General features: G+C 59.1%; 13 protein-coding genes. 7 read left to right on the top strand and 6 right to left on the bottom strand.

The window, feature by feature from the left end; genetic code table 11:
* Positions 1-14: 14 nt before the first annotated feature.
* The 5 genes from aqpZ to LOY38_RS22155 form a co-directional block, all read right to left on the bottom strand.
* Positions 15-713 (bottom strand): aquaporin Z, encoded by a 699-nt coding sequence (gene aqpZ, locus LOY38_RS22175; protein WP_258697058.1) that lies wholly within the window; start codon positions 711-713, stop codon positions 15-17.
* Positions 714-994: 281 nt separating this feature from the next.
* Positions 995-2827 carry an ABC transporter ATP-binding protein gene (locus tag LOY38_RS22170; RefSeq protein WP_258697057.1) on the bottom strand — a complete coding sequence of 611 codons (1833 nt, stop codon included), beginning with the start codon at positions 2825-2827 and terminating at the stop codon, positions 995-997.
* 93 nt (positions 2828-2920) lie between these two features.
* Complete coding sequence (locus LOY38_RS22165) at positions 2921-3478, bottom strand: peptidylprolyl isomerase (RefSeq protein WP_258697056.1); 558 nt, start codon at positions 3476-3478, stop codon at positions 2921-2923.
* A 3-nt stretch (positions 3479-3481) separates the two neighbouring features.
* Positions 3482-4285 (bottom strand): alpha/beta fold hydrolase, encoded by an 804-nt coding sequence (locus LOY38_RS22160; RefSeq protein WP_258697055.1) that lies wholly within the window; start codon positions 4283-4285, stop codon positions 3482-3484.
* A gap of 14 nt (positions 4286-4299) precedes the next feature.
* The gene (locus tag LOY38_RS22155) at positions 4300-5223 is read right to left on the bottom strand and encodes a LysR family transcriptional regulator (protein WP_258697054.1); all 924 of its coding nucleotides are present in this window, start codon (positions 5221-5223) and stop codon (positions 4300-4302) included.
* Positions 5224-5272: 49 nt separating this feature from the next.
* Here LOY38_RS22155 and LOY38_RS22150 point away from each other — a divergent pair, with 49 nt between their 5' ends.
* The 3 genes from LOY38_RS22150 to LOY38_RS22140 all read left to right on the top strand — a co-directional run bounded on the left by LOY38_RS22150 (position 5273) and on the right by LOY38_RS22140 (position 7640).
* Entirely contained in the window at positions 5273-5602 is a 330-nt protein-coding gene (locus tag LOY38_RS22150) for a 3-phosphoglycerate kinase (RefSeq protein ID WP_258697053.1), read from the top strand.
* Positions 5603-5831: 229 nt separating this feature from the next.
* Entirely contained in the window at positions 5832-6431 is a 600-nt protein-coding gene (locus tag LOY38_RS22145; RefSeq protein ID WP_258697052.1) for an FMN-dependent NADH-azoreductase, read from the top strand.
* 345 nt (positions 6432-6776) lie between these two features.
* Positions 6777-7640, top strand: a complete 864-nt coding sequence (locus LOY38_RS22140; RefSeq protein ID WP_258697051.1) for a carboxylate/amino acid/amine transporter — start codon at positions 6777-6779, stop codon at positions 7638-7640.
* Between the two features lie 119 nt (positions 7641-7759).
* Here the strand turns inward: LOY38_RS22140 and LOY38_RS22135 are convergent, their stop codons facing one another.
* Positions 7760-9058 (bottom strand): mechanosensitive ion channel family protein, encoded by a 1299-nt coding sequence (locus LOY38_RS22135; protein ID WP_258697050.1) that lies wholly within the window; start codon positions 9056-9058, stop codon positions 7760-7762.
* Positions 9059-9251: 193 nt separating this feature from the next.
* On the opposite strand from LOY38_RS22135, the gene LOY38_RS22130 reads away from it, so the two are divergent.
* From LOY38_RS22130 to LOY38_RS22115, 4 genes are all read left to right on the top strand, one after another.
* Positions 9252-10598: a DEAD/DEAH box helicase gene (locus tag LOY38_RS22130; RefSeq protein ID WP_019580783.1), complete on the top strand. Its 1347-nt coding sequence runs from the start codon at positions 9252-9254 to the stop codon at positions 10596-10598.
* Between the two features lie 343 nt (positions 10599-10941).
* Entirely contained in the window at positions 10942-12117 is a 1176-nt protein-coding gene (locus LOY38_RS22125) for a hypothetical protein (RefSeq protein WP_258697049.1), read from the top strand.
* 479 nt (positions 12118-12596) lie between these two features.
* Entirely contained in the window at positions 12597-14303 is a 1707-nt protein-coding gene (locus LOY38_RS22120; protein ID WP_258697048.1) for a ShlB/FhaC/HecB family hemolysin secretion/activation protein, read from the top strand.
* A gap of 25 nt (positions 14304-14328) precedes the next feature.
* Entirely contained in the window at positions 14329-24585 is a 10257-nt protein-coding gene (locus tag LOY38_RS22115) for a hemagglutinin repeat-containing protein (protein ID WP_258697047.1), read from the top strand.
* Positions 24586-24597: the final 12 nt, after the last annotated feature.

The following is a 24597-nucleotide window of genomic DNA, read 5'->3' as shown; positions in this document are numbered from 1 at the left end:
CGCTATGTCGTTTGTCAGCTGTCTTCTTTACCCAGCCAGCGATACATCACGCCACCGATGACGGCACCCAATAGCGGTGCCAGCCAGAACAGCCATAGTTGTTGAATCGCCCAACCACCGACAATCAGCGCCGGGCCCGTGCTGCGGGCCGGGTTGACCGAGGTGTTGGTGACCGGAATCGAGATCAGGTGGATCAGGGTCAGTGCCAGGCCGATGGCAATGGGCGCCAGGCCGGCCGGGGCGCGTTTGTCGGTAGAGCCGAGAATGATCAGGATAAACATCGCGGTCATCACCAGTTCACTGACAAACCCCGCCGCCATCGAGTAGCCGCCTGGCGAGTGTTCGCCGTAGCCATTGGATGCAAGGCCGCTGGCCAGTTCGAAGCCGGGTTTGCCACTGGCGATGAAGTACAGCAAGGCTGCTGCGATGATCCCGCCAAGCACTTGGGCGATGATGTAGGCGGGCAGTTCCTTGGCTGGGAATCGTCCGCCGACGACCAGCCCGACCGAGACTGCGGGGTTGAGATGACAACCGGAGATGTGGCCGATGGCGAAGGCCATCGTCAGCACCGTCAAACCAAATGCCAGGGACACCCCCAGCAAACCGATCCCCACGTTTGGAAATGCTGCCGCCAGCACCGCACTGCCGCACCCTCCCAGCACCAACCAGAACGTACCTACCAATTCTGTAGCTGAACGTTTGAACAAAGACATAGCGAATTTCCCTGTCGAGATACCACTGTCGTTGTGCATCCAGTAGATGGACTACAGAACCATCTCCAGTACCTTGGCTGAGTACAGCAGGGTTTTTATGGAATTCCAGTGGCCATAAAAAACCGCCAGAGTCCGTGGTTGACGGGCTCTGGCGGTTATCGCAGTTCTATGTGGGAGCGGGCTTGCTCGCGAGTGCGGTGTATCAGGCAACATTGATATCGACTGACACGGCCTCTTCGCGAGCAAGCCCGCTCCCACAGGGTCGGTGTTGATCGCAAGACTCAATCGATCCCGACAAACCCGCCGGTCTGGTGCTGCCACAACCGCGCATACAAGCCGCCATGGGCCAGCAGTTCGGCGTGGCTGCCGGTTTCGGCGATCTTGCCGTTTTCCAGCACCACCAACCGATCCATCCGGGCAATGGTCGAGAGGCGGTGGGCGATGGCGATCACGGTTTTACCCTGCATCAGGGTTTCGAGGCTTTCCTGGATCGCCGCTTCGACTTCCGAGTCCAGCGCCGAGGTGGCTTCGTCCATGATCAGGATCGGCGCGTCCTTGAGCAGCACCCGGGCGATGGCAATCCGCTGACGCTGGCCACCGGAGAGTTTCACCCCGCGCTCACCGACATGTGCATCGAAACCGGTGCGGCCTTCGGAGTCCGACAGCAGCGGGATGAACTCGTCGGCACGGGCTTTGTGCACCGCCTCCCAGAGTTCGGCGTCGGTGGCGTCGGGTTTGCCGTACAGCAAATTGTCGCGGATCGAGCGGTGCAGCAGCGAGGTATCCTGGGTGATCATGCCGATGCGTTCGCGCAGGCTTTCCTGGCCGACTTCGGCGATGTTCTGGCCGTCGATGAGGATCCGCCCGCCCTGCACGTCATACAGGCGCAACAGCAGATTGACCAACGTCGATTTGCCGGCACCGGACGGGCCGATCAAGCCGATTTTCTCGCCGGGTTTGATGGTCAGGTTGAGGCCGCCGATGATCCCGCTTTTCCTGCCGTAGTGGAAATCGACGTGCTCGAAACGCACCTCGCCACGGGCCACCGCCAAGGGTTTTGCCTGTTCGCGGTCGGTGACACTGACCGGTTGAGCGATGGTCTGCAAACCGTCTTGCACCATGCCGATGTTTTCGAAGATGCCGTTGACCACCCACATGATCCAGCCGGACATGTTGACGATGCGGATCACCAGCCCGGTGGCCAAGGCAATCGCGCCCACGGTGATCAGCGACTGCGTCCACAGCCACAGGGCCAGCCCGGTGGTACCGACGATCAGCAGGCCGTTCATGCTGGTGATGACCACGTCCATGCTGGTGACCACGCGACCGGCCAGTTGGGCTTTTTCAGTCTGTTCCGCGATGGCTTCGCGGGCGTACTGCTGTTCGAAGTTGGTGTGGGCGAACAGCTTGAGGGTGGTGATGTTGGTGTAGCCATCGACAATCCGCCCCATGAGTTTGGAGCGTGCATCGGAGGACACCACCGAACGCTCCTTCACCCGCGGCACGAAGTAGTAGAGCGCGCCGATGTAGGCGGCGATCCAGATCAGCAGCGGGATCATCAGGCGCCAGTCGGCTTCGGCGAACAGCACCAGCGAGCTGATCGCGTAGATCAGCACATGCCAAAGTGCATCCACCGCTTGTACGGCAGAGTCGCGCAGGGAGTTGCCGGTCTGCATGATGCGTTGGGCGATGCGCCCGGCGAAGTCGTTCTGGAAAAAATTCAGGCTCTGTTTGAGCACGTAACTGTGGTTCTGCCAGCGGATCAGGCTGGTCATGCCGGGGCTCAAGGTCTGGTGCACCAGCATGTCGTGCAGGGCGAGGAAAAGTGGCCGCAGGATCAGCGCAACCGCCGCCATCCAGGCCAGTTCCACACCGTGGACCTTGAAGAAATCGACGTTGGGCGTGCCCTGGGTCAGGTCGATGATGCGACTCAGGTAGCTGAACAGCGCCACTTCGATCAGCGCGCCGAACAGGCCGACGACCAACAAAACGGCGAAGATTGGCCAGACCTGCTTCAGGTAGTAGGTATAGAAGGAGAGAACCCGGCTCGGCGGAGCCGCCGTCGGTGCATCGCGGAAAATGTCGATCAGTTTTTCAAAACGGCGATAAAGCATCAGTTCTCCGCCCGCGCACGGGCTCTCCTTTAAACGATATGAGCGGCGCCGGAAGAACCGGCGGCCGCTCAAAACTCCCTGTCCAGCTTACTCTCAGTCGATGCGCTTGGCCGACTTGATGAAGACCGGATCGGCCGGCACGTCTTTCATGCCGCCACGGGTGGTGGTTGGCGAGTTGACGATGATGTCCACCACGTCCATGCCTTTCACGACTTTACCGAACACGGCATAGCCGTCGCCCTGGTCCAGGAAGTCATTGTCTTTGACGTTGACAAAAAACTGGCTGGTGGCCGAATCCGGGACGGAAGTACGGGCCATGGACAGCGTGCCACGCACATTATGCAAACCGTTTTTGGATTCGTTCTTGATCGGCGCCTTGGTTTCTTTTTGCTGCATTTGTTGAGTGAAACCACCGCCCTGGACCATGAACCCAGGAATTACACGGTGGAAAATCGTGTTGTTGTAGAAGCCGCTGTCGACGTACTCAAGGAAGTTCTTGGTACTGATCGGCGCCTTGACCGGGTCCAGTTCGATTTCGATCTGGCCGTTGGTGGTGTCCAGCAGCACGTGCGGCGCCTTGGCGGGCGTGGCGGCCATCAGGTTGGCGGCAAACAGAACGGAGCCGGCGACGAGGGCGATTTTTTTCAGCATGGGTCAGTGATCCTGAGTGGTGGTGTCGACTGCGGTGAGAAACTCGAGCAGCGTTTGGTTGAAGCGTTCGGGTTGATCCAGCGGCGTGGCGTGGCGTGAATCGGCGATCACCACCAGCCGCGCATCGGGCAGCAGTTTTACATAGGTTTCTTTCAGCGACACGGGGGTGTAGTCACGGTCGGCGCTGACGATGAGGGTTGGACAGGAAACCCTGGAAAGTCGTTCCTGAACCCCCCAGCCAACAATGGCATCGAAGCTGGCGAGATAAGCATGTTTGTCGTTTTTTGCCCAGCGTGCAGCTATTTTTTGTCGTAACGAAGCCTGTTCCGGTTTGGGGAACAGCTTGGCACCCAAGGCCTTGCCGATGGTGCCCATGCTCAGTACGCGCATCAGGCTCCAGCGTTTGAACCACTGCCAGTCATCGTTGCGGCTGCGCCTTTTGACCTCGGGCGCGCTGTTGACGATGCACAGGCTCTTGAGCAGTTGCGGCTGGTCCACCGCCAGTTGAAAGGCGATCATGCCGCCCATCGAAAGTCCCACAAGATGGGTAGGGCCGAGGTTCAAGTGCTCGATCAGCGCGATCAGGTCGGCGCTGAACCCGGCGATGCTGTAGCGCTCGCGGGGCTTGTCGGAGCGCCCGTGGCCGCGCACATCCGGGACGATCACCCGGTGGTGGGCCGAGAGCGCCGGGATCTGCATTTCCCAGTCCAGGGTACTGGAACCCAACCCGTGAACCAGCAGCAATGGAGTGCCGTGGCCATATTCCTCATAGTGCAGGTTGCAACCTTCATGTTCGAAATAGGCCATCGGTACACTCCGTGTCAGGCTTGTTCGGGGGCGGCGAAGGGCGCATCCAGCGGCGCGGTATCAAAGGTGCGCAGCAGTTCGATGAGAATCTGCGTCGCCGGGCCCAAGGGTTTGTCCTTGTTCGAATACAGATAGAAGCTCGGGTTGCGGCTGCCGCCCTGGTCTAACGGTAGCAGCTTGAGCGTGCCTTCCTTGAGTTCGCGCTCGATCATGTGCCGGGGCAGCCAGGCGAAACCCAGGCCGCTGCTGACGAAGGTCGCGGCGGTGGCGAGACTGCCGACGGTCCAGCGCTGTTCGGCGCCGAGCCAGCCGACGTCGCGCGGTTGCTGGCGGCCGGAGTCACGGATCACCACTTGCATCTGGCTTTCAAGGTCCTGGAAGCTCAGTTCGCGGTTCAGACGATGCAGGGCATGTTCAGGATGGGCCACCGCAACGAATTCGACGTCGCTCAATTCCGCGCCCAGATACCCGGGAATGCTGAAGCCGGTGATGGCCAGATCGGCCACGCCTTCGAGCAACACTTCTTCGACACCCGACAATACTTCTTCGCGCAGACGTACCCGGCAGCCGCGACTTTGCGGCATGAACGCGGTCAGTGCGCGGACGAGGCGGGCGGAGGGGTAGGCGGCGTCGACCACCAGCCGTACTTCCGCTTCCCAGCCTTGTTCCATGTGGTGCGCCAGATCTTCCAGTTGGCTGGCCTGTTTCACCAGTTGCCGGGAACGGCGCAGCAGCACGCCGCCGGCCTCGGTGAGCACGGCTTTGCGGCCGTCGATGCGCAACAGCGGCACGCCGAGCTGGTCTTGCATGCGCGCTACGGTGTAGCTGACCGACGATTGCGAGCGGTGCAGCGCTTCGGCGGCCTGGGCGAAACCGCCGTGATCGACCACGGCCTGCAATGTTCGCCATTGATCAAGGGTCACGCGGGGCGCTTTCATGTTGAGCTCCTCTTGTCCTAAGCTGGCAGTCCTTATTGGAGACTGCCGAATGAAAAAACTTTGTTGTGTGGTGGCGGGTTGTGCGGTGTTGGCGATGCTGCCGCTGACTGCGTTTGCCTATCCGATCGATGTCACTAAACAGCTCAATGGTTTGAAGGTCGACTACAACGCCTACGACACGGACGCCGATATCGGCTCCATTCAGGTCAATAACTACGGCGACACCGATGTGTCTTGCAAGGTGGTTTTCAATAACGGCCCGGAAGCGCCACGCACCCGCAAGATCGACGTACCCGCCGGCAAACACAAAAATGCCACGGCCAAGTTCACCCGCACCATCATCAAGCTGCGTATCGACCTGACCTGCACTCCGAAATAACGTTACAACCCTGTGGGAGCGGGCTTGCTCGCGAAGAGGGAGTGTCAGCCGACATCAATTTTGCCTGACACACCGCCTTCGCGAGCAAGCCCGCTCCCACAGGGCATGTCTCGCTTATAAACGAATTTATCGATGCTTTATAGCAGTTATTTGCGCTTTTTCATCGATATGACTCTGTTTAACCTTCACTCCATCGACCTACAGCATTCTCAGATGGAGGCTACATCCCATGTCCCGCGTTCTGATCATCGAAAGCAGCGCCCGTCAGCAAGATTCGGTTTCCCGCCAACTGACCCAGACCTTCATCAGCCAATGGAAAGCCGCGCACCCGGCCGACCAGATCACCGTCCGTGACCTGGCCGTCAACCCGGTGCCGCACCTGGACATCAACTTGCTGGGCGGCTGGATGAAACCTGCCGAACAACGCAACGAGATCGAACAGGCCTCCCTGGAACGTTCCAACCAATTGACCGACGAACTGCTGACCGCCGATGTACTGGTGATGGCAGCGCCCATGTACAACTTCGCCATCCCGAGCACCCTCAAAGCCTGGCTCGACCACGTGCTGCGTGCCGGCGTGACGTTCAAGTACACCGAAACGGGCCCGCAAGGTTTGCTCAACGGCAAGCGTGCTTATGTGCTGACCGCCCGCGGCGGGATCTACGCCGGCAGCACCGCGGATCATCAGGAACCGTACCTGCGCCAGGTCATGGGCTTCATCGGCATCCACGACGTCACGTTCATTCACGCCGAAGGCATGAACCTGGGCGGTGACTTCCAGGAGAAAGGCTTGAACCAGGCCAACGCCAAGCTTTCCCAGGTCGCCTGAGCCGTTAATCGCCAGCTAATCGCTGGATGGTCTAGTGACCTGGTGCAACCCTTCAAGACTGCACGCGCATCGAACCTCCCTTTGCACTTGTTGCTCCTGAGTGCTCTAGCCCGATTGAACGCATTAGCGAGATCGGGCTTTTTTTTGCCTGCGATTTTGTCAGCGCAACATAAACCTGTGGGAGCGGGCTTGCCCGCGATGGCGGTGTGTCAGGCAGCATTGAATTCGACTGACACACCGCTTTCGCGGGCAAGCCCGCTCCCACAGTGGATTTGTGTATTGCCTGACTGTTCGCGATGAAAGGAAAAAACCGCTATCGTCGCCGCCATTCGAAATGAGGCGAGCATGGGCTATCTACTTTTTGTCACGCTGATCCAGGCGTTTTCCTTCAGCTTGATCGGCGAATACCTGGCCGGGCATGTCGACAGTTACTTCGCGGTGCTGGTGCGGGTGCTGCTGGCGGGGCTGGTGTTCATTCCGTTGACACGCTGGCGTCAGGTCGAGCCGGCGTTCATGCGTGGCATGTTGCTGATTGGCGCGTTGCAGTTTGGCGTGACCTACGTCTGCCTGTATCTGAGCTTTCGAGTGCTGACGGTGCCGGAGGTGTTGCTGTTCACCATTCTCACACCGCTGCATGTGACCCTGATCGAAGATGCGCTGAACCGGCGCTTCAATCCGTGGGCCTTGATCGCGGCATTGGTGGCGGTGGCGGGCGCGGCGGTGATTCGCTATGACCGGATCAACCCGGATTTCTTCATGGGCTTTTTGTTGCTGCAACTGGCCAACTTCACCTACGCCGCCGGGCAAGTGCTCTATAAACATCTGGTGGCTCGCCATCCGAGTGATCTGCCGCATTACCGGCGTTTCGGCTACTTCTATCTGGGCGCGTTGGCGGTGGCATTGCCGGCGTTTCTGCTGTTCGGCAAACAGAACTTCTTGCCTGAAGCACCGCTGCAATGGGGCGTGCTGTTGTTCCTCGGCCTGGTCTCGACCGCGCTGGGTTTGTACTGGTGGAACAAAGGCGCGTGCCTGGTGAATGGCGGGACGTTGGCGGTGATGAACAACCTGCATGTGCCGGTGGGGTTGCTGATCAATTTGCTGATCTGGAATCAGCATGAAGAGCTGGGGCGGTTGTTGTTCGGCGGGATGGTGATTCTGATGGCAGTGTGGATTAGTCGGTTGGGTATGCGTAGGCCTGTCATCGCATGATCGTTCCCACGCTCTGCGTGGGAATGCCGCCCGGGACGCTCTGCGTCCCTACGCATGTGACGCAGAGCGTCACCGGATGCATTCCCACGCAGAGCGTGGGAACGATCAGTGCTGAGGTGCTACATGATGTGTTTTTCGGGCTCGGGGATGTGGCTCGCGCCCAACATCGCCGGGAGCAACCCGGACCGCAGATCACCACCGCTCGGCTGTTGATAAAGGCTCAAGCCAAACTCTGGCAGTACCGCCAACAGGTAATCGAAAATATCCCCCTGAATCCGCTCGTAATCGGCCCACGCGGTGGTGCGGGTGAAGCAGTAGATTTCCAGCGGAATGCCCTGAGCGGTGGTCTGCATCTGGCGAACCATGCAGGTCATGTTCGGCTGAATCTCTGTGTGACTCTTCAGGTAGGCCAGCGCATAGGCGCGAAAGGTGCCGATATTGGTCATCCGCCGGCGGTTGGCCGACATCGCCGCGACGTTGCCCTGGGCTTCGTTCCAGGCCTTGAGCTCGGCTTTCTTGCGGCTCATGTAGTCGGTCAGCAGATGCACTTGAGACAGCTTCAGCTCTTCGTCATCGCGGATAAACCGTACGCCACTGGCGTCGATGAACAGGCTGCGCTTGATCCGGCGCCCACCGGACTGCTGCATGCCGCGCCAGTTCTTGAACGACTCGGACATCAAGCGCCAGGTGGGGATCGACACAATCGTCTTGTCGAAATTCTGCACCTTGACCGTGTGCAAGGTGATGTCCACCACGTCACCGTCGGCGCCGACTTGCGGCATCTCGATCCAGTCGCCGACCCGCAGCATGTCGTTGCTGGTCAGCTGCACGCTGGCGACGAACGACAGCAAGGTGTCTTTGTAGACCAACAGGATCACCGCCGACATGGCGCCCAGACCCGACAGCAGCAACAGCGGCGAACGGTCGATCAACGTAGCGACGATGATGATCGCGCCAAACACGAACAACACCATTTTCGTCAGTTGCACATAGCCCTTGATCGAGCGGGTACGGGCATGTTCGGTGCGGGCGTAGATATCCAGCAGGGCATTGAGTAGCGCGCTGACGGCCAACACCAGGAACAGAATGGTGAACGCCAGCGCCACGTTGCCGAGGAAGTTCAGGCTGGTCTTGCCCAACTCCGGCACCAGGTGCAGGCCGAACTGGATCACCAGCGAGGGCGTCATCTGCGCCAGGCGATGAAACACCTTGTTGTGGCGAAAATCGGTGATCCAGTGCAACGCCGGCTGGCGACCGAGCATTTTGGTCGCATGAAGAATGAGGTAACGCGCCACTCGTCCGAGCACCAGCGCCACCACCAGCAGCAACATCAGCGCGAGCGTGGAATGCAGGAGCGGGTGCTGATCGAGGGCACCCCAGAGGTCTTGGGCGTTGAGCCAGAGCTGTTTGATATCCATGGGCGAAAACGGTTCTTCTGTAGGACGCGACGGGGCGATTAGAGCATTTAAGACGTTACGGATGACGTTTTGAGACAAATCAGGCAACAAAAAAACCACTGTTTGCAGCCGTTTGTATAAAGAAACTCGGCCTTCGCGCTCGAAACCGTTACCCTATGCAGCTGTTTTTTTGTATTTCTTCGAGGTAGCACCCGTGTTTTCCCAATTCGCCCTGCACGAACGCCTGCTCAAAGCCGTGGCCGAGCTTAAATTTGTCGAGCCAACGCCTGTGCAAGCAGCGGCTATTCCGCTGGCGCTCCAGGGGCGTGACCTGCGGGTGACAGCGCAAACCGGCAGCGGCAAAACCGCGGCCTTCGTTTTGCCGATCCTCAACCGCTTGATCGGGCCGGCCAAAGTCCGCGTCAGCATCAAGACCCTGATCCTGCTGCCGACCCGCGAGCTGGCCCAGCAAACCATCAAGGAAGTCGAGCGCTTCGCGCAGTTCACCTTTATCAAGTCCGGCCTGATCACCGGCGGTGAAGACTTCAAGGTCCAGGCCGCCATGCTGCGCAAGGTGCCGGACATCCTGATCGGTACGCCGGGCCGGATGATCGAGCAACTGAACGCCGGCAACCTCGACCTCAAGGAAGTCGAAGTGCTGGTGCTCGACGAAGCCGATCGCATGCTCGACATGGGCTTTGCCGAAGACGTGCAGCGTCTGGTGGACGAGTGCACCAACCGCCAGCAGACCATGCTGTTCTCCGCCACCACCGGCGGTTCGGGCCTGCGCGAGATGATCGCCAAGGTGCTGAACAACCCTGAGCACTTGCAGCTCAACGCGGTCAGCCAGCTGAATGAAACCACCCGTCAGCAAATCATTACTGCTGACCACAACCAGCACAAAGAACAGATTGTGAACTGGCTGCTGGCCAACGAGACCTACCAGAAGGCCATCGTCTTCACCAACACCCGGGCCATGGCCGACCGTATCTACGGCCGCCTGGTGGCGCAGGAATACAAAGCGTTCGTCCTGCATGGCGAGAAAGACCAGAAAGACCGCAAACTGGCTATCGACCGTCTGAAGCAGGGCGGCGTGAAAATCCTCGTGGCCACCGACGTCGCCGCCCGTGGCCTGGATGTGGACGGCCTGGACCTGGTGATCAACTTCGACATGCCGCGCAGCGGCGACGAATACGTTCACCGCATCGGCCGCACCGGTCGCGCTGGCAACGATGGCCTGGCCATCTCGCTGATCTGCCACGGCGACTGGAACCTGATGTCGAGCATCGAGCGCTACCTCAAGCAGAGCTTCGAGCGCCGCACCATCAAGGAAGTCAAAGGCACCTACGGCGGGCCGAAAAAGGTCAAGGCCTCGGGCAAAGCCGTTGGCGTGAAGAAGAAAAAGGTCGACGCCAAGGGCGACAAAAAGAAAACCGGCGCCAAGGCCCCGACCAAACGCAAGATCGCCAACCGCCCGAAGACCGACGCCCTGTCGCTGGTCAGCAAAGACGGCATGGCGCCTTTGAAACGCCGCAAGCCGGAAGCGCCGGCGGCTGAATAAAGCGCTGTAGCGACCCAATGAAAACCCGGACAGTGTCCGGGTTTTTTTTACGTCAAAAGATCGCAGGCTTCGCCAGCTCCTACAGGGTTTTGTATACGCCTGTAGGAGCCTGCGATCTTTTGATCTTGCCGTTTAGCACTCGGCTTTTCCGCATTTCTACTAGGGGTTTTACGTATTGTTAAGCCTTGTTCCTACGCACTTCCCTGGTTTTTTCAGCGACTCCCTTAGTGAATAAATTTCCTATGCGATTGTCGGGCGCCGGACGCAAAAACTGTGTATGGTTCGCGCCAAAATCTGTAGGACATTTCGCTATGTCCGTTACTCTCACTTAAAGGAATTAAGTATGCGATTTTTTCGCGTGGCTTCAGTGTTGTCGTTGTGGGCGGCGGCGCTTTCGGTGCAGGCTGAGCAACTGCCGATCGAAGTGCTGAGTGCGGTGGTCAAGGACCAGAAGATCGCCGACGCCGAGCTGCTGTTGCAGCGCAACGGCGCACAAAACGTGGTGGGTCGCACCAATGCTCAGGGCCAGGTCAGCCTGACCACCGAGTTTGCCGATGATGCCGGCAACCTGCTGATCATCAAGAAGCCTGGCTACTCCAATCTGGTGGTCAAGTGCCCATGCAAGGGCATGACCTATGCCATCAGCCCGGTGATGCAGAACCTCGATGGTCTGCGCGTGGTGCTGACTTGGGGTGCGACCCCGTCGGACCTCGACTCCCACATGATCTTCCCCGGTAACAACATCTATTTCCAAAAACAGCGCGGTGACGATGCCAATCTGGATGTCGACGACACCACCAGCTATGGCCCGGAAACCATCACCCTGGAGAAGAAGCACTACGGCGAAAGTTACGTCTACGCCGTGCATGACTACAGCAATAGCGGCGAGCCGGGTTCGCGCGATCTCTCCAACAGCCAGGCCAAGGTGTTCGTGTACATGGGCCAGTCGCTGGTGCGCACCTACTACGTGCCGCAGAACCGCAGCGGCAACCTGTGGACCGTGTTCCGCATGACCGGCAATGGCGACTTCCAGGACATCAACAGCATTACGGGTGCCAGGGTCGATGCGGCAAACGTGTTGAACGAAGTGTCGCCATTGCTGGATGACAGCGTTGCCCTGACGGCGGTGGCGGTCAGCGCTTCGGCACAGGCCGATGCGAAAAGCCTGAACACCAAAGGCGAGGCGGCCTACAAAACCGGTAATCTGCCGCTGGCAATCGACTTCTTCCGTCAGGCGATCGATCTGAATAACAGCTACGGTCAGGCCTACGGCAACCTGGGCCTGGCGTATCAGAAGGCCGGTAACACCGCCGAGTCGATCTGGGCCAACCGCAAGGCCATTGCCTTGGCCAGCGGCAATTCGGCTGCCACCGTGCGTGCCGGTTCCTACTACAACATTGCCCGTATCTATGAAGCGGCCGGTCAGTTCCCCGACGCCCTGCGTCATTACCAGTTAGCCAAGGCGCAGAAGGCCAACCCGGTATATGACACGGCCATCGAGCGCGTACAAAACCGCTGATCGCCTGGTGTTGATCTGACCCCCACAACGCGCCGCACTCCGGCGCGTTGTGCATTCATGGGGAGGTGAATCCTGGCCGGGTTCCATCTCCCTGTATCAACCCGGGCGGTAAACGGGGACAGACCACGTTTTTCTTGAAGAAGGAGCAGTGCTCCCGCCGCAAGCACCGACTGCTGAATAAAGCGCCGTAGCGACCCAATAAAAACCCGGACAGTGTCCGGGTTTTTTATTACGTAAAAAAAGATCGCAGCCGTTTAGCGCTCGGCTTTTTTCTCTGCTGATTGCAGCGCCTTGGCGTTGTGAGCATTTTTTTTACACCACATCAGGAAATGTCCTGCGCTCTCGTCGGAAGCGCCCGATTTAGCCATTACAAGGCGTCCCTTAACCTTCTCGAATGGATCAATTTGTTGACGCCAAAATAGTGGCCATCTAATATCGCGCCACTATTGTGCCATCACTCTCCATTCGAGGGATCGAACATGTACCCACCCGCCCTCGTGGCGAGGTTGTGCCTGGCTTTGCTGTGCCTTTCTCCGCTGAATCTTGCTCACGCCGCCCCCACCCCCGGTGAAACCGATCTGATCCGCGAACGTCAGGATCGCTTGCTCGAAGAGCAACGTCGGCGTCTCGAGGAACTCAAGGAATTACCCGGCAAGGCAGCCAAACCCGTGCAACCGACGGCTCCGGCCGACGCCCGTTGTTTCCCGATCAAGGACATCGAACTCAAAGGCGCCGACAGTCTCTCGGACAGCGAGAAAAATCGTCTGCTCAAGCCTTATATCGGCCAGTGCCTGGGTGTCACGCAGCTCAACGAGCTGCTGAAAGTCATCACCGATCACTACATCGAGAAAGGCCTGGTCACCAGTCGTGCCTACTTGCCGCAGCAGGATTTGTCCGGCGGGCATCTGAAGGTGCTGGTGGTCGAGGGCCGGCTGGAAGGGTTGAAGGGGGCGGAGGGCAGCAAGCTGTCGGACCGCGAATTGGGGATGGCGTTTCCCGGCAAGAGCGGTGAGCTGGTCAATCTGCGGGAAATCGAGCAGATGGTGGATCAGCTGAACCGCTTGCCGTCGAATCAGGCGCAGATGGAGTTGTCCCCGGGCAAGAACGTCGGTGGCAGCGAAGTGTTGGTCAAGAACATGCCGCAGAAGCCTTGGCGTGCCGGGTTGTCCCGCAGTAATGACGGCCAGCGCAGCACCGGTGAGCAGCAGTGGGGCACGACGTTTGATTGGGACAGCCCGCTGGGCCTGGCCGATCAGTTGATGCTGCGCGGCGGTCACGATGCGATGACCGACCACCAGCACACCTCCAACAACGCCATGCTCAATTACAACCTGCCGTGGGGCTGGTGGAACTTCAGTTACACCTACAGCCAGAGCGAGTACCGCGCGCAAGCTCAGGCCAACGGTTTTAATTTCAAGCAGACCGGCGACAGCGAAAACCATCAACTACGCGCCGAGCGGGTGATCCATCGCGACGCCCTGAGCAAGACCTCCCTCAGCACCGGTCTCTCGTACTTGCGCACCAACAACTTCATCGAAGACAGCAAACTCAGGCTGAGCAGCAACCGCATCAGTGAAGCGCAGTTCGGCATCAACCACGGTCGGCGGATTGGCAGTGCGTTCGTCAACCTTGACCTGGGCATGCAGGAAGGCATCGGCATCCTGGACGCGCAGGGCAACGGTGATCCAGGCCCCGGCGAGCCGGATGCGCGCTACCGCAAATACACCGCCACCGCGAGTTACTTGCAGCCGTTCAAACTGTGGGGCGAGTCCTTCACGTTCAGCAGCCTGATGACCGGCCAGCGCAGCGAAGATGTGCTGTTCAGCCCGCAGCGCACCAGCCTTGGCGGGCAGTCGTCGATCCGGGGTTACAAAGACCAGTCCTTATCCGGCGACAGCGGCGGCTACTGGCGCAACGACCTGCGCTGGAGCCATCCGATCACCCTGGAATGGCTGCGCCCGGTGTTCGCCGAGTACGGCACCAGCCTCGGTTACGACCAGGGCGTGATTCGTGGCGACCGGTACAACGGCGATCAGCACGGGCGCATGTCCAGCAACTCCTTGGAGCTGTTCGCCCGGGGTCAGCATGTGGCGGCCAGCGTGACCTTTGCCCATTCCCTGGAACGCCCTGATGTGCTGACCGAGCGCGAAGCGCCGATCTATTTCCGCGTGGATTTCTTCCTCTAAATTCTGCTTTAACGAGATTCAAATCATGGACGTTCGTCAACTGGCCCTTCTGGCTGGTCAGCCTTCTGCTGCCATCAATAACCGTGAGTACTTCTGGGGCATGCCCAAGCGCGGGTTGGCGTTCCTGTTGGCCAACGTCATGTTCTGGCAGCCGATGTGGGCCCAGGCGGACGGAATTGTGGTGGCCTCGCCGGGCACCAGCCTCGGGCAGGCCGGCAATGGCGTGCAGATCGTCAACATCGCCACGCCCAACGGCACAGGGCTGTCGCATAACCAGTTTCACGATTACAACGTCGGCACCCAGGGCGTGATCCTCAACAACGTCGCCAACCAGACCGGCGCGACGCAACTGGGCGGGATCATCGTCGGCAACCCCAACCTGACCAACCGGGTCGCCGCACAAACCATCCTCAACGAAGTAATCGGCGGCAGCCCGAGTCAGCTGCGCGGTTATACCGAAGTGGCGGGGCAGTCGGCGCGGGTCATTGTGGCGAACCCCTACGGTATCAGCTGCAACGGCTGCGGCTTCATCAACACCCCGCGTGTGACCCTCACCACCGGCAAACCGGTGCTGGACAACGGCCGGCTCGATCGCTTCCAGGTCGATCAGGGCAGCGTCACCATCGACGGCGCCGGGCTGAACGCCGACAACGTCGACCGCTTCGAAATCATCACTCGCAGCGCGAAGATCAACGCCGAGATTCAGGCGAAAAACCTGACCATCGTCGCCGGCCGCAACGACGTCAACGCCGACAGCCTCAACGCCACCGCCCGCGCCGATGACGGCAGCGGTAAACCGGGGCTGGCCATCGACTCCTCGGCCCTGGGCGGCATGTACGCCGGGGCGATCAAACTGGTGGGCACCGAAGCCGGGGTCGGGGTGAAACTCGACGGTAACCTGGCCGCCAGTGGCGGTGACATCCAGCTCGATGCCAACGGACATCTCAGCCTCGCGCAGGCGTCGGCCACGGGCGCAGTGAACGTTAAAGCCGTCAGCCTCGATGCTCGCGGCCCGGTCTATGCCGGCACCGCTGTCAACGTGCAAACCCAAGGCAACCTGACCAACCAGCAAACGCTCGCCGCCCGGGACAGCATCACCCTGAGCGCCGGCGGTGTACTGACCAACAACGGCATCATCGAAGCCGGAGTCAACGCCGACACCAGCCGCAACACCAGCGGCGATGTGAGCCTGAGTGCGCAGAATCTCAACAACGTCGGCAAGAGCGTGGTGGCCAGCCGCAACCTGACAGTCAACACCAGCCAGACCCTGAACAACCAGGGCGGCACGTTGAGCGCCGCGCAAACCGCCAACATCACCGCCGGGACCCTGGACAACCAGAACAAGGGCCGGGTGTTGAGCAGCGGCAACCTCAATCTCACGGCCAGTCAGGTGCTTAACGGCAACGGTCTGATCACCAGTACCGGTCATCTCGGCGCCACCCTTGGCCACCTGAACAATCGCAATGGCGAACTCTCGAGCCTGGCCAGCGCGACGCTGCGCATGGCCACTCTGGATAACGTGGCGGGACTGGTGAACGCCGGTCAGGCCTTGAGCATCACCGCCACGGGTGCGGTGAACAACCAGGGCGGCAAACTGACCAGCCTCGACAGCCTGAGCCTCACTGCCGGCACGGTCGATAACAGCAACAAGGGCCGGATTGCCAGCAACAAGGCCCTGACGGCCAGTGTCAGCGGCCTCGACCAACACGATGGCGGGCAACTCACCAGTGGCACGTCGCTGACCCTGGACCTGAATCACGGCGAGTTGAACAACCAGAACGGTTTGATCAACGCCCCGGTGCTGGTGCTGAAAAACCTCGCACAGGTGGACAACCGCAACGGCGAAATTTCCAGTGCGCAGGCGTTCACGCTGGCGGCCGACAGCCTCGACAACAGCAACGGCAAACTGCTCGGCAATCAGGCAGTGACCCTACGCATACAGCAGGTGCTGACCAACATCAAAGGCCTGATCGCGGCGGCAAGCGTCGATGTACAGGCCGGTAGCCTGAACAACAACGGCGGCACCCTCACCAGTCGCACCGGCCTCGACCTTCGGGTTACCGGCCAACTCGATAATCAGGACCAAGGCCTGATCAACGCCACCGACAACCTGACCATCAACACCGCGAGTTTGAACAACCAGAACGGCGGCTCGTTGCTTGGCAGCGCCATTGTCATCGACTTCAGCGGCGCCATGGGCGACCTGAACAACGCCAACGGCCTGATCACCACCACCGGGCAACTGAGCATCCGCAACCTGCGGGATTTGAACAACCAGAGTGGTGAAATCTCCAGCAGCCAAAGCTATGCACTGACTGCACGCAACCTGGACAACAGCGGCGGCAAGCTCATCAGCCGTCAGCAACTGGATCTCACCGCCGATACCACCACTAACCTCAAGGGTCTGATTTCCGGTTGGCAAAGCCTGAGCCTTTTGGGCGGCAGCCTCGACAACCGTAATCTAGGCACCTTGTCGAGCCGCGACGGTGACGTGCTGGTGGACCTTACCGGCGCCGTGCGTAACAGCAATGCCGGCGCTCTGGTCAGTAACGGCACGTTGAAGGTCACGGCGGCCAGCCTCGACAACAGCGACAACGGCATTCTCTCCAGTGTCGGTGCGCAAACCTTCGTCATCGCCGGAACACTGAATAACGCCCAAGGTGGTTTGATCGACAGTGGCGCCGCTCTGGATATCCGGGCCAAAGCGCTCGACAACACCAACGCAACCATCAACGCCCAGCAGGACATCAGCTTCACCGGCACCGACCTGAACAACAGCACCGGTACCCTGGCCGGCACTGGCGCGGTCACCCTCGATCTGCTCGGCACCCTGACCAATACCAACGGCAAACTGGCGAGCAACGGCCCGCTGGTCATTCAGCGCGCGGTGCAGATCAACAACCAGGGCGGCCAACTGGCCAGTCTGGGTTTGCTGAGCCTGTTGACCGGCGGACTCGATAACCGCAATGGCGGCATTGTCGTGGCCAACGATCTGCTGACGCTCACGGCCAGTGGCTTTGTGCAGAACAGCGCGGGCGGTCAGGTCTTCAGCAACAACGCCGGCCTGACGCTCAACGCCGCCAGCCTCGACAACGCCAAGGGCACCCTGCAAAGCGAGGGCGACCTGACGGTAAAAACCAGCGGCGCCATCGATAACCAGAGCGGGCGCATCGTCGCCAAGGGCGGCAACCTCGACATCACCGCCGCCAGCCTCGACAGCCGTGGCGGTGTGCTCTCCAGCCTGCAAGGCGCCTTCAGCAGCCACATCACGGGTGTATTGCGCAACGGCTATGACCTGAACAACAACCGTCGGGGCGGGATCATTCAGGCCCAGAGCCTGAACCTCAAGGCACTGGCCGGCATCGACAACTACGGCGGGCGGATCACCGCGCAAACCGGTGACGCCATCGTCGACACCGGCACCAACGGCAACTTCGACAACCGCAATGGCGGCCTCTACGCCAAGGGGTTGGTCAGCGTCACGGCTAAAGACTTCGACAATAGCGGCGACAACGACGGGCAGATCGGCGGGCAACAAATCGACCTGAGCCTGCGCGGTGCATTGAACAACCGCCAGGGCATCATCGAAAGCGAAAGCACCCTGACCATCTCCGCCGCCAGCCTCGACAACCAGACCGGCCAACTTCGCGCACTGGGCGACAATGGTAAAACCGCGTTCACCCTCGGCGGCCTGTTCGACAACCGCAATGGCACCGTGGAATCCGCCAACACCAACCTGAACCTCACTGCCGGCAGTTTGCTGAACGTCGGCGGCAACGTGCTGCACGTCGGCACCGGCCTCTTCGACATCGCCACCGGCCAACTGGGCAGCGCCGGTGGCAACTTCGTCACCCGTGGTGGCCTGACCCTGACCGCCGCCAGCTGGACCAACAGCAGCGTGATCCAGGCCGATCGCCTGACCGTCAACATCAACAGCCTCAACCAGACGGCCGCTGGTCAACTGCTGGCCGCCAGCACACTGACCGGTAACGGCGGTAACTGGAATAACGATGGCCTGATCGCGAGCGACGGCAGCCTGAGTCTGACGCTCGGTGGCACGTACTCGGGCAGTGGCCGGGTCAGCAGCCTGGGAACGTTTGGCCTCAGCGCTGCACAACTGAACCTCAATGCCGCATCGAGCCTCGCCGGTGGCGGCAACACGACCATTTCCGTGGGTGGACAGCTCAGCAACGCAGGTCGCCTGACCTCGGCTGCCGACCTGACCCTGACGGCCGGTAGCGTCAACAACACCGGCACCGTGGGCGCCGGCAAGAACCTGACGTTGACCACAGACGCATTACGCAACGACCGCGGATTGATCTTCAGTGGCGCAGACATGCAGCTTCTGAGCCCCAGCTTCACCAACTACTACGGGCAGGTCTACAGCCTGGGCAGCACGCTCATTGCCAGGGATAAAAAAGGGACCAAGGCTGATCTGCTGGACAACAGATCTGGTGGGATTGAGAGCACCGGCGACCTGACGATCGCCGCCACGACGGTTAACAACGTCATGGATGTGTTGCAGTACACCGAGCATGAGAAAAGTGTCGCGACCATCACTCAGTTGTCGTGCACGCTGATCTCGTATGGATGTGACAGCCGTGGCGGTGGTCGCATCAACGGCCTTTGGGAAATTGCCGAAACCGATCGCTTGAAGATCACGCTTCATTCTGAAGCCGCCTCGATCAACAGTGGCGCGGACCTGTTGATTAATGCGGGAGAAGTGAACAACACCAGCAGTAGCATGACAGCTGCTGGCGATTTAGCTGTCCATGCTTCGACGATCAACAACAAAGGTGTGCAAGAGCAGGACATCGAAACCACCCGACGATTCGTGAGCTGGGTCAACGAAACCGCCTCGGCCATTGCAATGGCTGACCTCTTCACCCAACGAAACAACCCGACCCCTTCGGCCACCGTCGAACAGGACATGAGCAACTTTCTGGCCTGGATGGGCCAAACACTGCCGACCAGCAGCCGCGTCATCAACGGCGAGTCTCTGGATGCCATCATCCAGGCGGGTGGAAACGTCACCCTCGATGCCACCCAGAACATCAACAACAGCGTGGTTCGCCCGTTCTATGCCTATGTGGCGGCGGGTCGGACCAAAACCGACACGGGCGCGGGCAGCGGCTACTCGACACCGATCCAGATCAACCAGCAACTCGCCCCCGATCTGGCCCAGCAACAAGTCAACCCGCTCACGCTTCCCGGCTTCAGCCTGCCCACCAGCCAGAACGGCCTGTTCCGCCTGAGCCAGGAAGGCAGCACCACCCCGACCGCCACCGGCCCGCAAAGCTGGACCCTCACCGGCGCCAGCGTCACCTCGCCCACCAATGCGCCGCCGATCACCCTCAACCGCGTGAAAGGCCTGCCGAGCAACGCCGGCAAATCCCAACCGCACAAATACCTGATCGAAACCAACCCGGTACTCACCGACCTCAAACAGTTCATGAGTTCGGACTACCTGCTGTCTGGCCTCGGCTACGACCCCGATAAAAGCGCCAAGCGTTTGGGCGATGGCCTCTACGAACAACGCCTGATCCAGCAAGCCGTGGTCGCTCGTACCGGCCAACGCTTCATCGATGGCCAGACCACCGACGAAGGCTTGTTCAAGTACCTGATGAACAATGCCATCGCCAGCAAGAGCCAACTCAACCTGAGCCTCGGCGTGACCCTCACGTCACAGCAAGTCGCGGCCCTGACCCACGACATCGTCTGGCTCGAAGAGCACGAAGTGAATGGCGAAAAAGTCCTGGTGCCGGTGCTGTACCTGGCCAACGCCAACAACCGCCTCGCGGCCAACGGCGCGCTGATCCAGGGCAGCGACGTGACCCTGATCGCCGGTAAAGACCTGAACAACGCCGGCACCCTGCGCGCCAGCCAGAACCTGGATGCGACGGCCAAGAATGATCTGGTGAGCAGTGGGTTGCTGGAGGCGGGGGACCAGTTGAAGGTGCTCGCCACCAATAACCTGACCAACAAGGCGGGGGGGATCATTGCCGGGCGGGATGTGACGCTGACCGCCACCCGGGGCGATGTGATCAACGAGCGGACCGTCACCACTCATGAAAGTGGTACGGGTTACACCAACGAGCGCACGGACTTCGTCAACAGCGCCGCCCGCATCGAAGCCGCCAACGCGCTGACCCTCAACGCCGGGCGCGACGTCAACAACACCGGTGGCGTGCTGAAAAGCGGTGCCGACACCACGATCAACGCCGGTCGTGACGTCAACATCGCTTCCGCCGAACAGATCGTCAGCCATGAGGTGGGCACACACCGTGATCAAACCATCACCCAATATGGTTCAGACGTGGATGTGGGGCGGGACCTGAAGGTTAATGCTGGTCGGGATCTCACCGTTATCGCCAGTCAGATCGATGCCAAGCGTGACGTCAGCATGAGCGCCGTTGGCGACCTGACGTTGGCCTCGGCGGCGGATGAACAGCACTCCTTTAGCCAAAACAAAAAGTTCACCAGTCAGGAAGACCATGTCAGGCAGGTGTCTACGACTGTTAATGCGGGCGGTACCGTCTCGCTAAAAGCGGGTAAAGATCTGGGCCTGATTGCCAGCCGGGTGAGCGCCGGGGAAGAGGCGTATCTAGTTGCCGACGGTGATCTATTGGTAGGAGCAGCACAAGACGAAGACTACAGCTTCTACAGCAAGACCAAGAAAAGCTCGTCGGGAAAAAAGAGCCAGCTTCAGGAGATTTCCAGCACGACCAATGTCGGGAGTTCGGTGACTGCTCAAGGTAAAACTGTACTGTCCGCCGGCAACGATTTGCTGATCGAAGGGAGCAATGTGATCTCTGAGAAAGGTGGCGTCGGTCTGGCTGCTGGCAATGATGTGAAGATCGTTGCCGTCACCGATTCAACCAGCGCACGCTTTGAAAGCAGCTCAAGCAAAAGCAGCTGGGGTGGTTTGAAATCGAGCAAAGTCCAAGACAACATCTCGGAGACTCAAACCACTGCAGTGGGTAGCCTGATATCGGGTAACACCATCGCAGTGAGCGCAAAGCGAGACGTGGCAATTACCGGCTCTGCCTTGGTCAGTACTGACGATTTGGCGGTTCGCGCCGGCCGCGACCTGAACATCACCGCCGCTGAAAACACCTACACCCGCACCGAATCGCATAAGGAAAAGAACCGTGACCTGACCGGTGTACTCACGGCCAACAACCTTGGCGTCGATGACATCACTGGCAACCAACATCTGTCCATCAGTGGCCAACGCCACAATGGCACGATGTCGCAAACGACCCTTACCGGCAGCACCATTGGCTCCAGCAACGGCAATGTAAGCCTTGTGGCCGGGGGGGATCTGAGCGTTATCGCCAGCGATCTGATCAGTACCAAAAACATGAGCTTGCGCGGTACTAACGTCACTATTGCGGCGGGCATGGAAAGCTCAAGTCAAAGCACTGCCGATCAATCCAATAGCCTGGCAGTAGGGCGTGTTATTGGCGGGGCGATCATTGACACCGTTAACACCATTCGTACGGCGGTCAAGGCAGCGAACGATGCTGAAGACCCACGGCTAAAAGCCGTGAAGCTGGCACAAGCTGCATTGGCGGCTTATAACCTCGGCGGAATGGCGGGTGATGCGGAGGCGAACAGCACTGGTTTCAAAGACAAGACTGGCGGTACTTCCAACAATGGGTCGCTGATTAAAATTGGTACTGAGCTTGCCAATACTCACAGCAAAAGCACCAGTGAGTACAACAGTCAGACTGCGAGGCAGAGTTCTGTAAATGCTGGCGGCACGCTTTCGATCATCGCCACGGGGAACGCGGAGGGTGAGTCCGGCGACATACATGTCATCGGGAGTACCTTAAAAGCCGCCGATACATCCTTGATCGCGAAAAACGACATCATTCTGGAGAGCGCGCAAAACACTGCTGAATGGGCCAATAACAATTCCAGCAACAAAACTGCCATCGGTGCCAGTTTCAACATTGGGCAACAAAACGGTTTTACCCTGGATCTCGGTGCGTCGGGCGCGAAAGGCACCGGGACCGGCAGATCCATCACGCAGGTTAACAGCACACTGAACACAGGTTCGCTCCTCTTGCGTAGTGGAGGCGACACCACCCTTGCGGGCGCTCAAGTCAACGCCGACAGCATTAATGCATTGATTGACGGCAACCTGAACATCATTTCCCGTCAAGACGTAGAGATCCAGGAGAATAAGCAAGGTAGCGGTGGTTTCGGCGCCAGCATTTGCATTCCTCCATTTTGCTATGGCGTACCAGTTAGCGGCTCGGCAAATCTTGCCGCTGGCAACATGAACAGCGAGTACAGGGCCGTAACTGACCAAACCGGGCTGTTTGCCGGCTCGGGCGGGTACACCATTGATGTTGGTAAGAACACCACCCTGACCGGTGGGGTTATTGCCAGTGACGCGACGCCGGATAAAAACCTGCTGATCACCGACCGACTTATTGTCAGCGACATCAAGAACGTCAGTGAAATCGAGGCTCAGTCCGCTGGCATTTCGGCCAGTTTCAGCAGTGCAGGTGGCGGGAGTGGCTCTGTCGGTGGTTTGTATGGCATTGCACTTAATGACTCAGACCAAAGCAAAACCCGTAGCGCCGTCAGTGAAGGCACCATCATCGTTCGCAACCCAGAAGGCGCGAACGATCTGGTTGGCCTGAATCGCGACACCGCCAATGCCAATGAACAGCTTGATAAGCCAGACCAGCACGCAATGGACGAACGCATCGAGCTTGTAAAAAGCGCGATGCAATTGGCGCAGGGCATTGGTGACGCCATCGCCGCTGCAAAAATCAACGAAGCCAACGATCTAAACAGCGACGCATCCAACGCTGCAAGGCAGAAGCTTAACGACAAAGGCATTGCCGACCCGACTCCTGAACAAATTGCGCAGCAAGTTCAGCAAGATTACGGCATGGGCAGCAGCTTCCAAAAAGCCTCGAAGGCTGTAAGTGCAATCGTGCAAGGAGTGTTGAGCGGCAACATCCTCGGTGCCTTGGCCGGTGCATCTGCGCCTTATCTGGCTCAAGCCGTGAAGCAAATGACTGAGGGCGATGACGCGGCCAACTTGATGGCGCATGCCCTCCTGGGGGCCGTGCTTGCGAAAGCGCAAGGTGGTTCCGCATTGGCCGGCGCTGCGGGAGCGACTATTGGTGAGCTGATTGCCAAACAGCTTTATCCGGACAAGACCAGTGATCAGCTGACTGAGTCGGAGAAACAGACGGTTTCGGCTCTGTCCACGCTGGCTGGTGGGTTGGCTGGGGCTATGGTTACCGGGAGTTCCGCAGGAGCGGCGTTGGGTGCCTGGACATCAAAAAATGCTGTAGAAAACAATCATCTGAGCGTGGTTGAACAATACTCGCTTCGTGTAGCGCAGAGAGAGTACGAGGCGGCATGTACCGGAGTTACATCAAGTTACTGTGAAGGACTATCCAGCGATATTGCTGACCTTATCGCCAAGGGGTCCAGCGTGCTCAAGGACGAAAGAATCGTAGAGGAGAGTGATTTCACGCGTGCTTTTGCTTCCAGTACCAAACCTGGGGATATCGTCTCCTGCGTTACGTCGGCGAATGGTTATTGCGTTGCCACTGATAAGTCGATCACAACGGATCAAGGCGAGGAGTGGATCCTGCAACCTGCTTCTTATGAGCAGTCGATCATAGGGAAAAATGAAAAAAAACTGCATGACGCAGAACTGAAGGCTCGTCTTGATGGCGTATCCAACGAGCTTTTCATGGCGGGCTGTGGCGGAGCGGGGATCGTTGGTGTCGGGTGCCAACTCTACACGGCCTTTGGGGGAGCGAATCCTATAACAGGGGAGACTGCAACAGGTCCCGAGCGGGTAATATGGGGTGTAGAGGCTCTTTTAAATGCTTGGGGTTTGGCTGGCTCCGTATATAGTGGTCCAAGCAAGGGGGTGGGGACTAGTCTCTATAAAATGCCTTCTGAGTTACCAGATAATTTAAGTGGTCTGGCTAATCCAAAAGATATCCGATTTACCCAGGACAGCATTAAAAATGCATTTGCGGATGGAGGGGATCTGTATTCGACCATAGATGGCTTGAAGTCTGGGCGCATATCTCCAAACGATATTCCACCTATTCGTGTTTTTGAGAAGGATGGATTGGTCTATAGTCTAGATAATCGGCGGCTACTTGCTGCTTCTGCTGCGGGCGTTCCAGTGAAAATAATTCCAGCGACTCCTGCGGAAATTGCCAAGGAAGGTTGGAAAATGACTACTCCTAATAATGGCTCGATAATTTGTATTCGAGGCGTATGTAGATAGAGGGTTTTGGAA

Source organism: Pseudomonas sp. B21-015 (assembly GCF_024749285.1).
GTDB lineage: Bacteria > Pseudomonadota > Gammaproteobacteria > Pseudomonadales > Pseudomonadaceae > Aquipseudomonas.
Note: the sequence above shows the minus strand (reverse complement) of the source record. Positions and strands in the feature narration are given on the sequence as shown.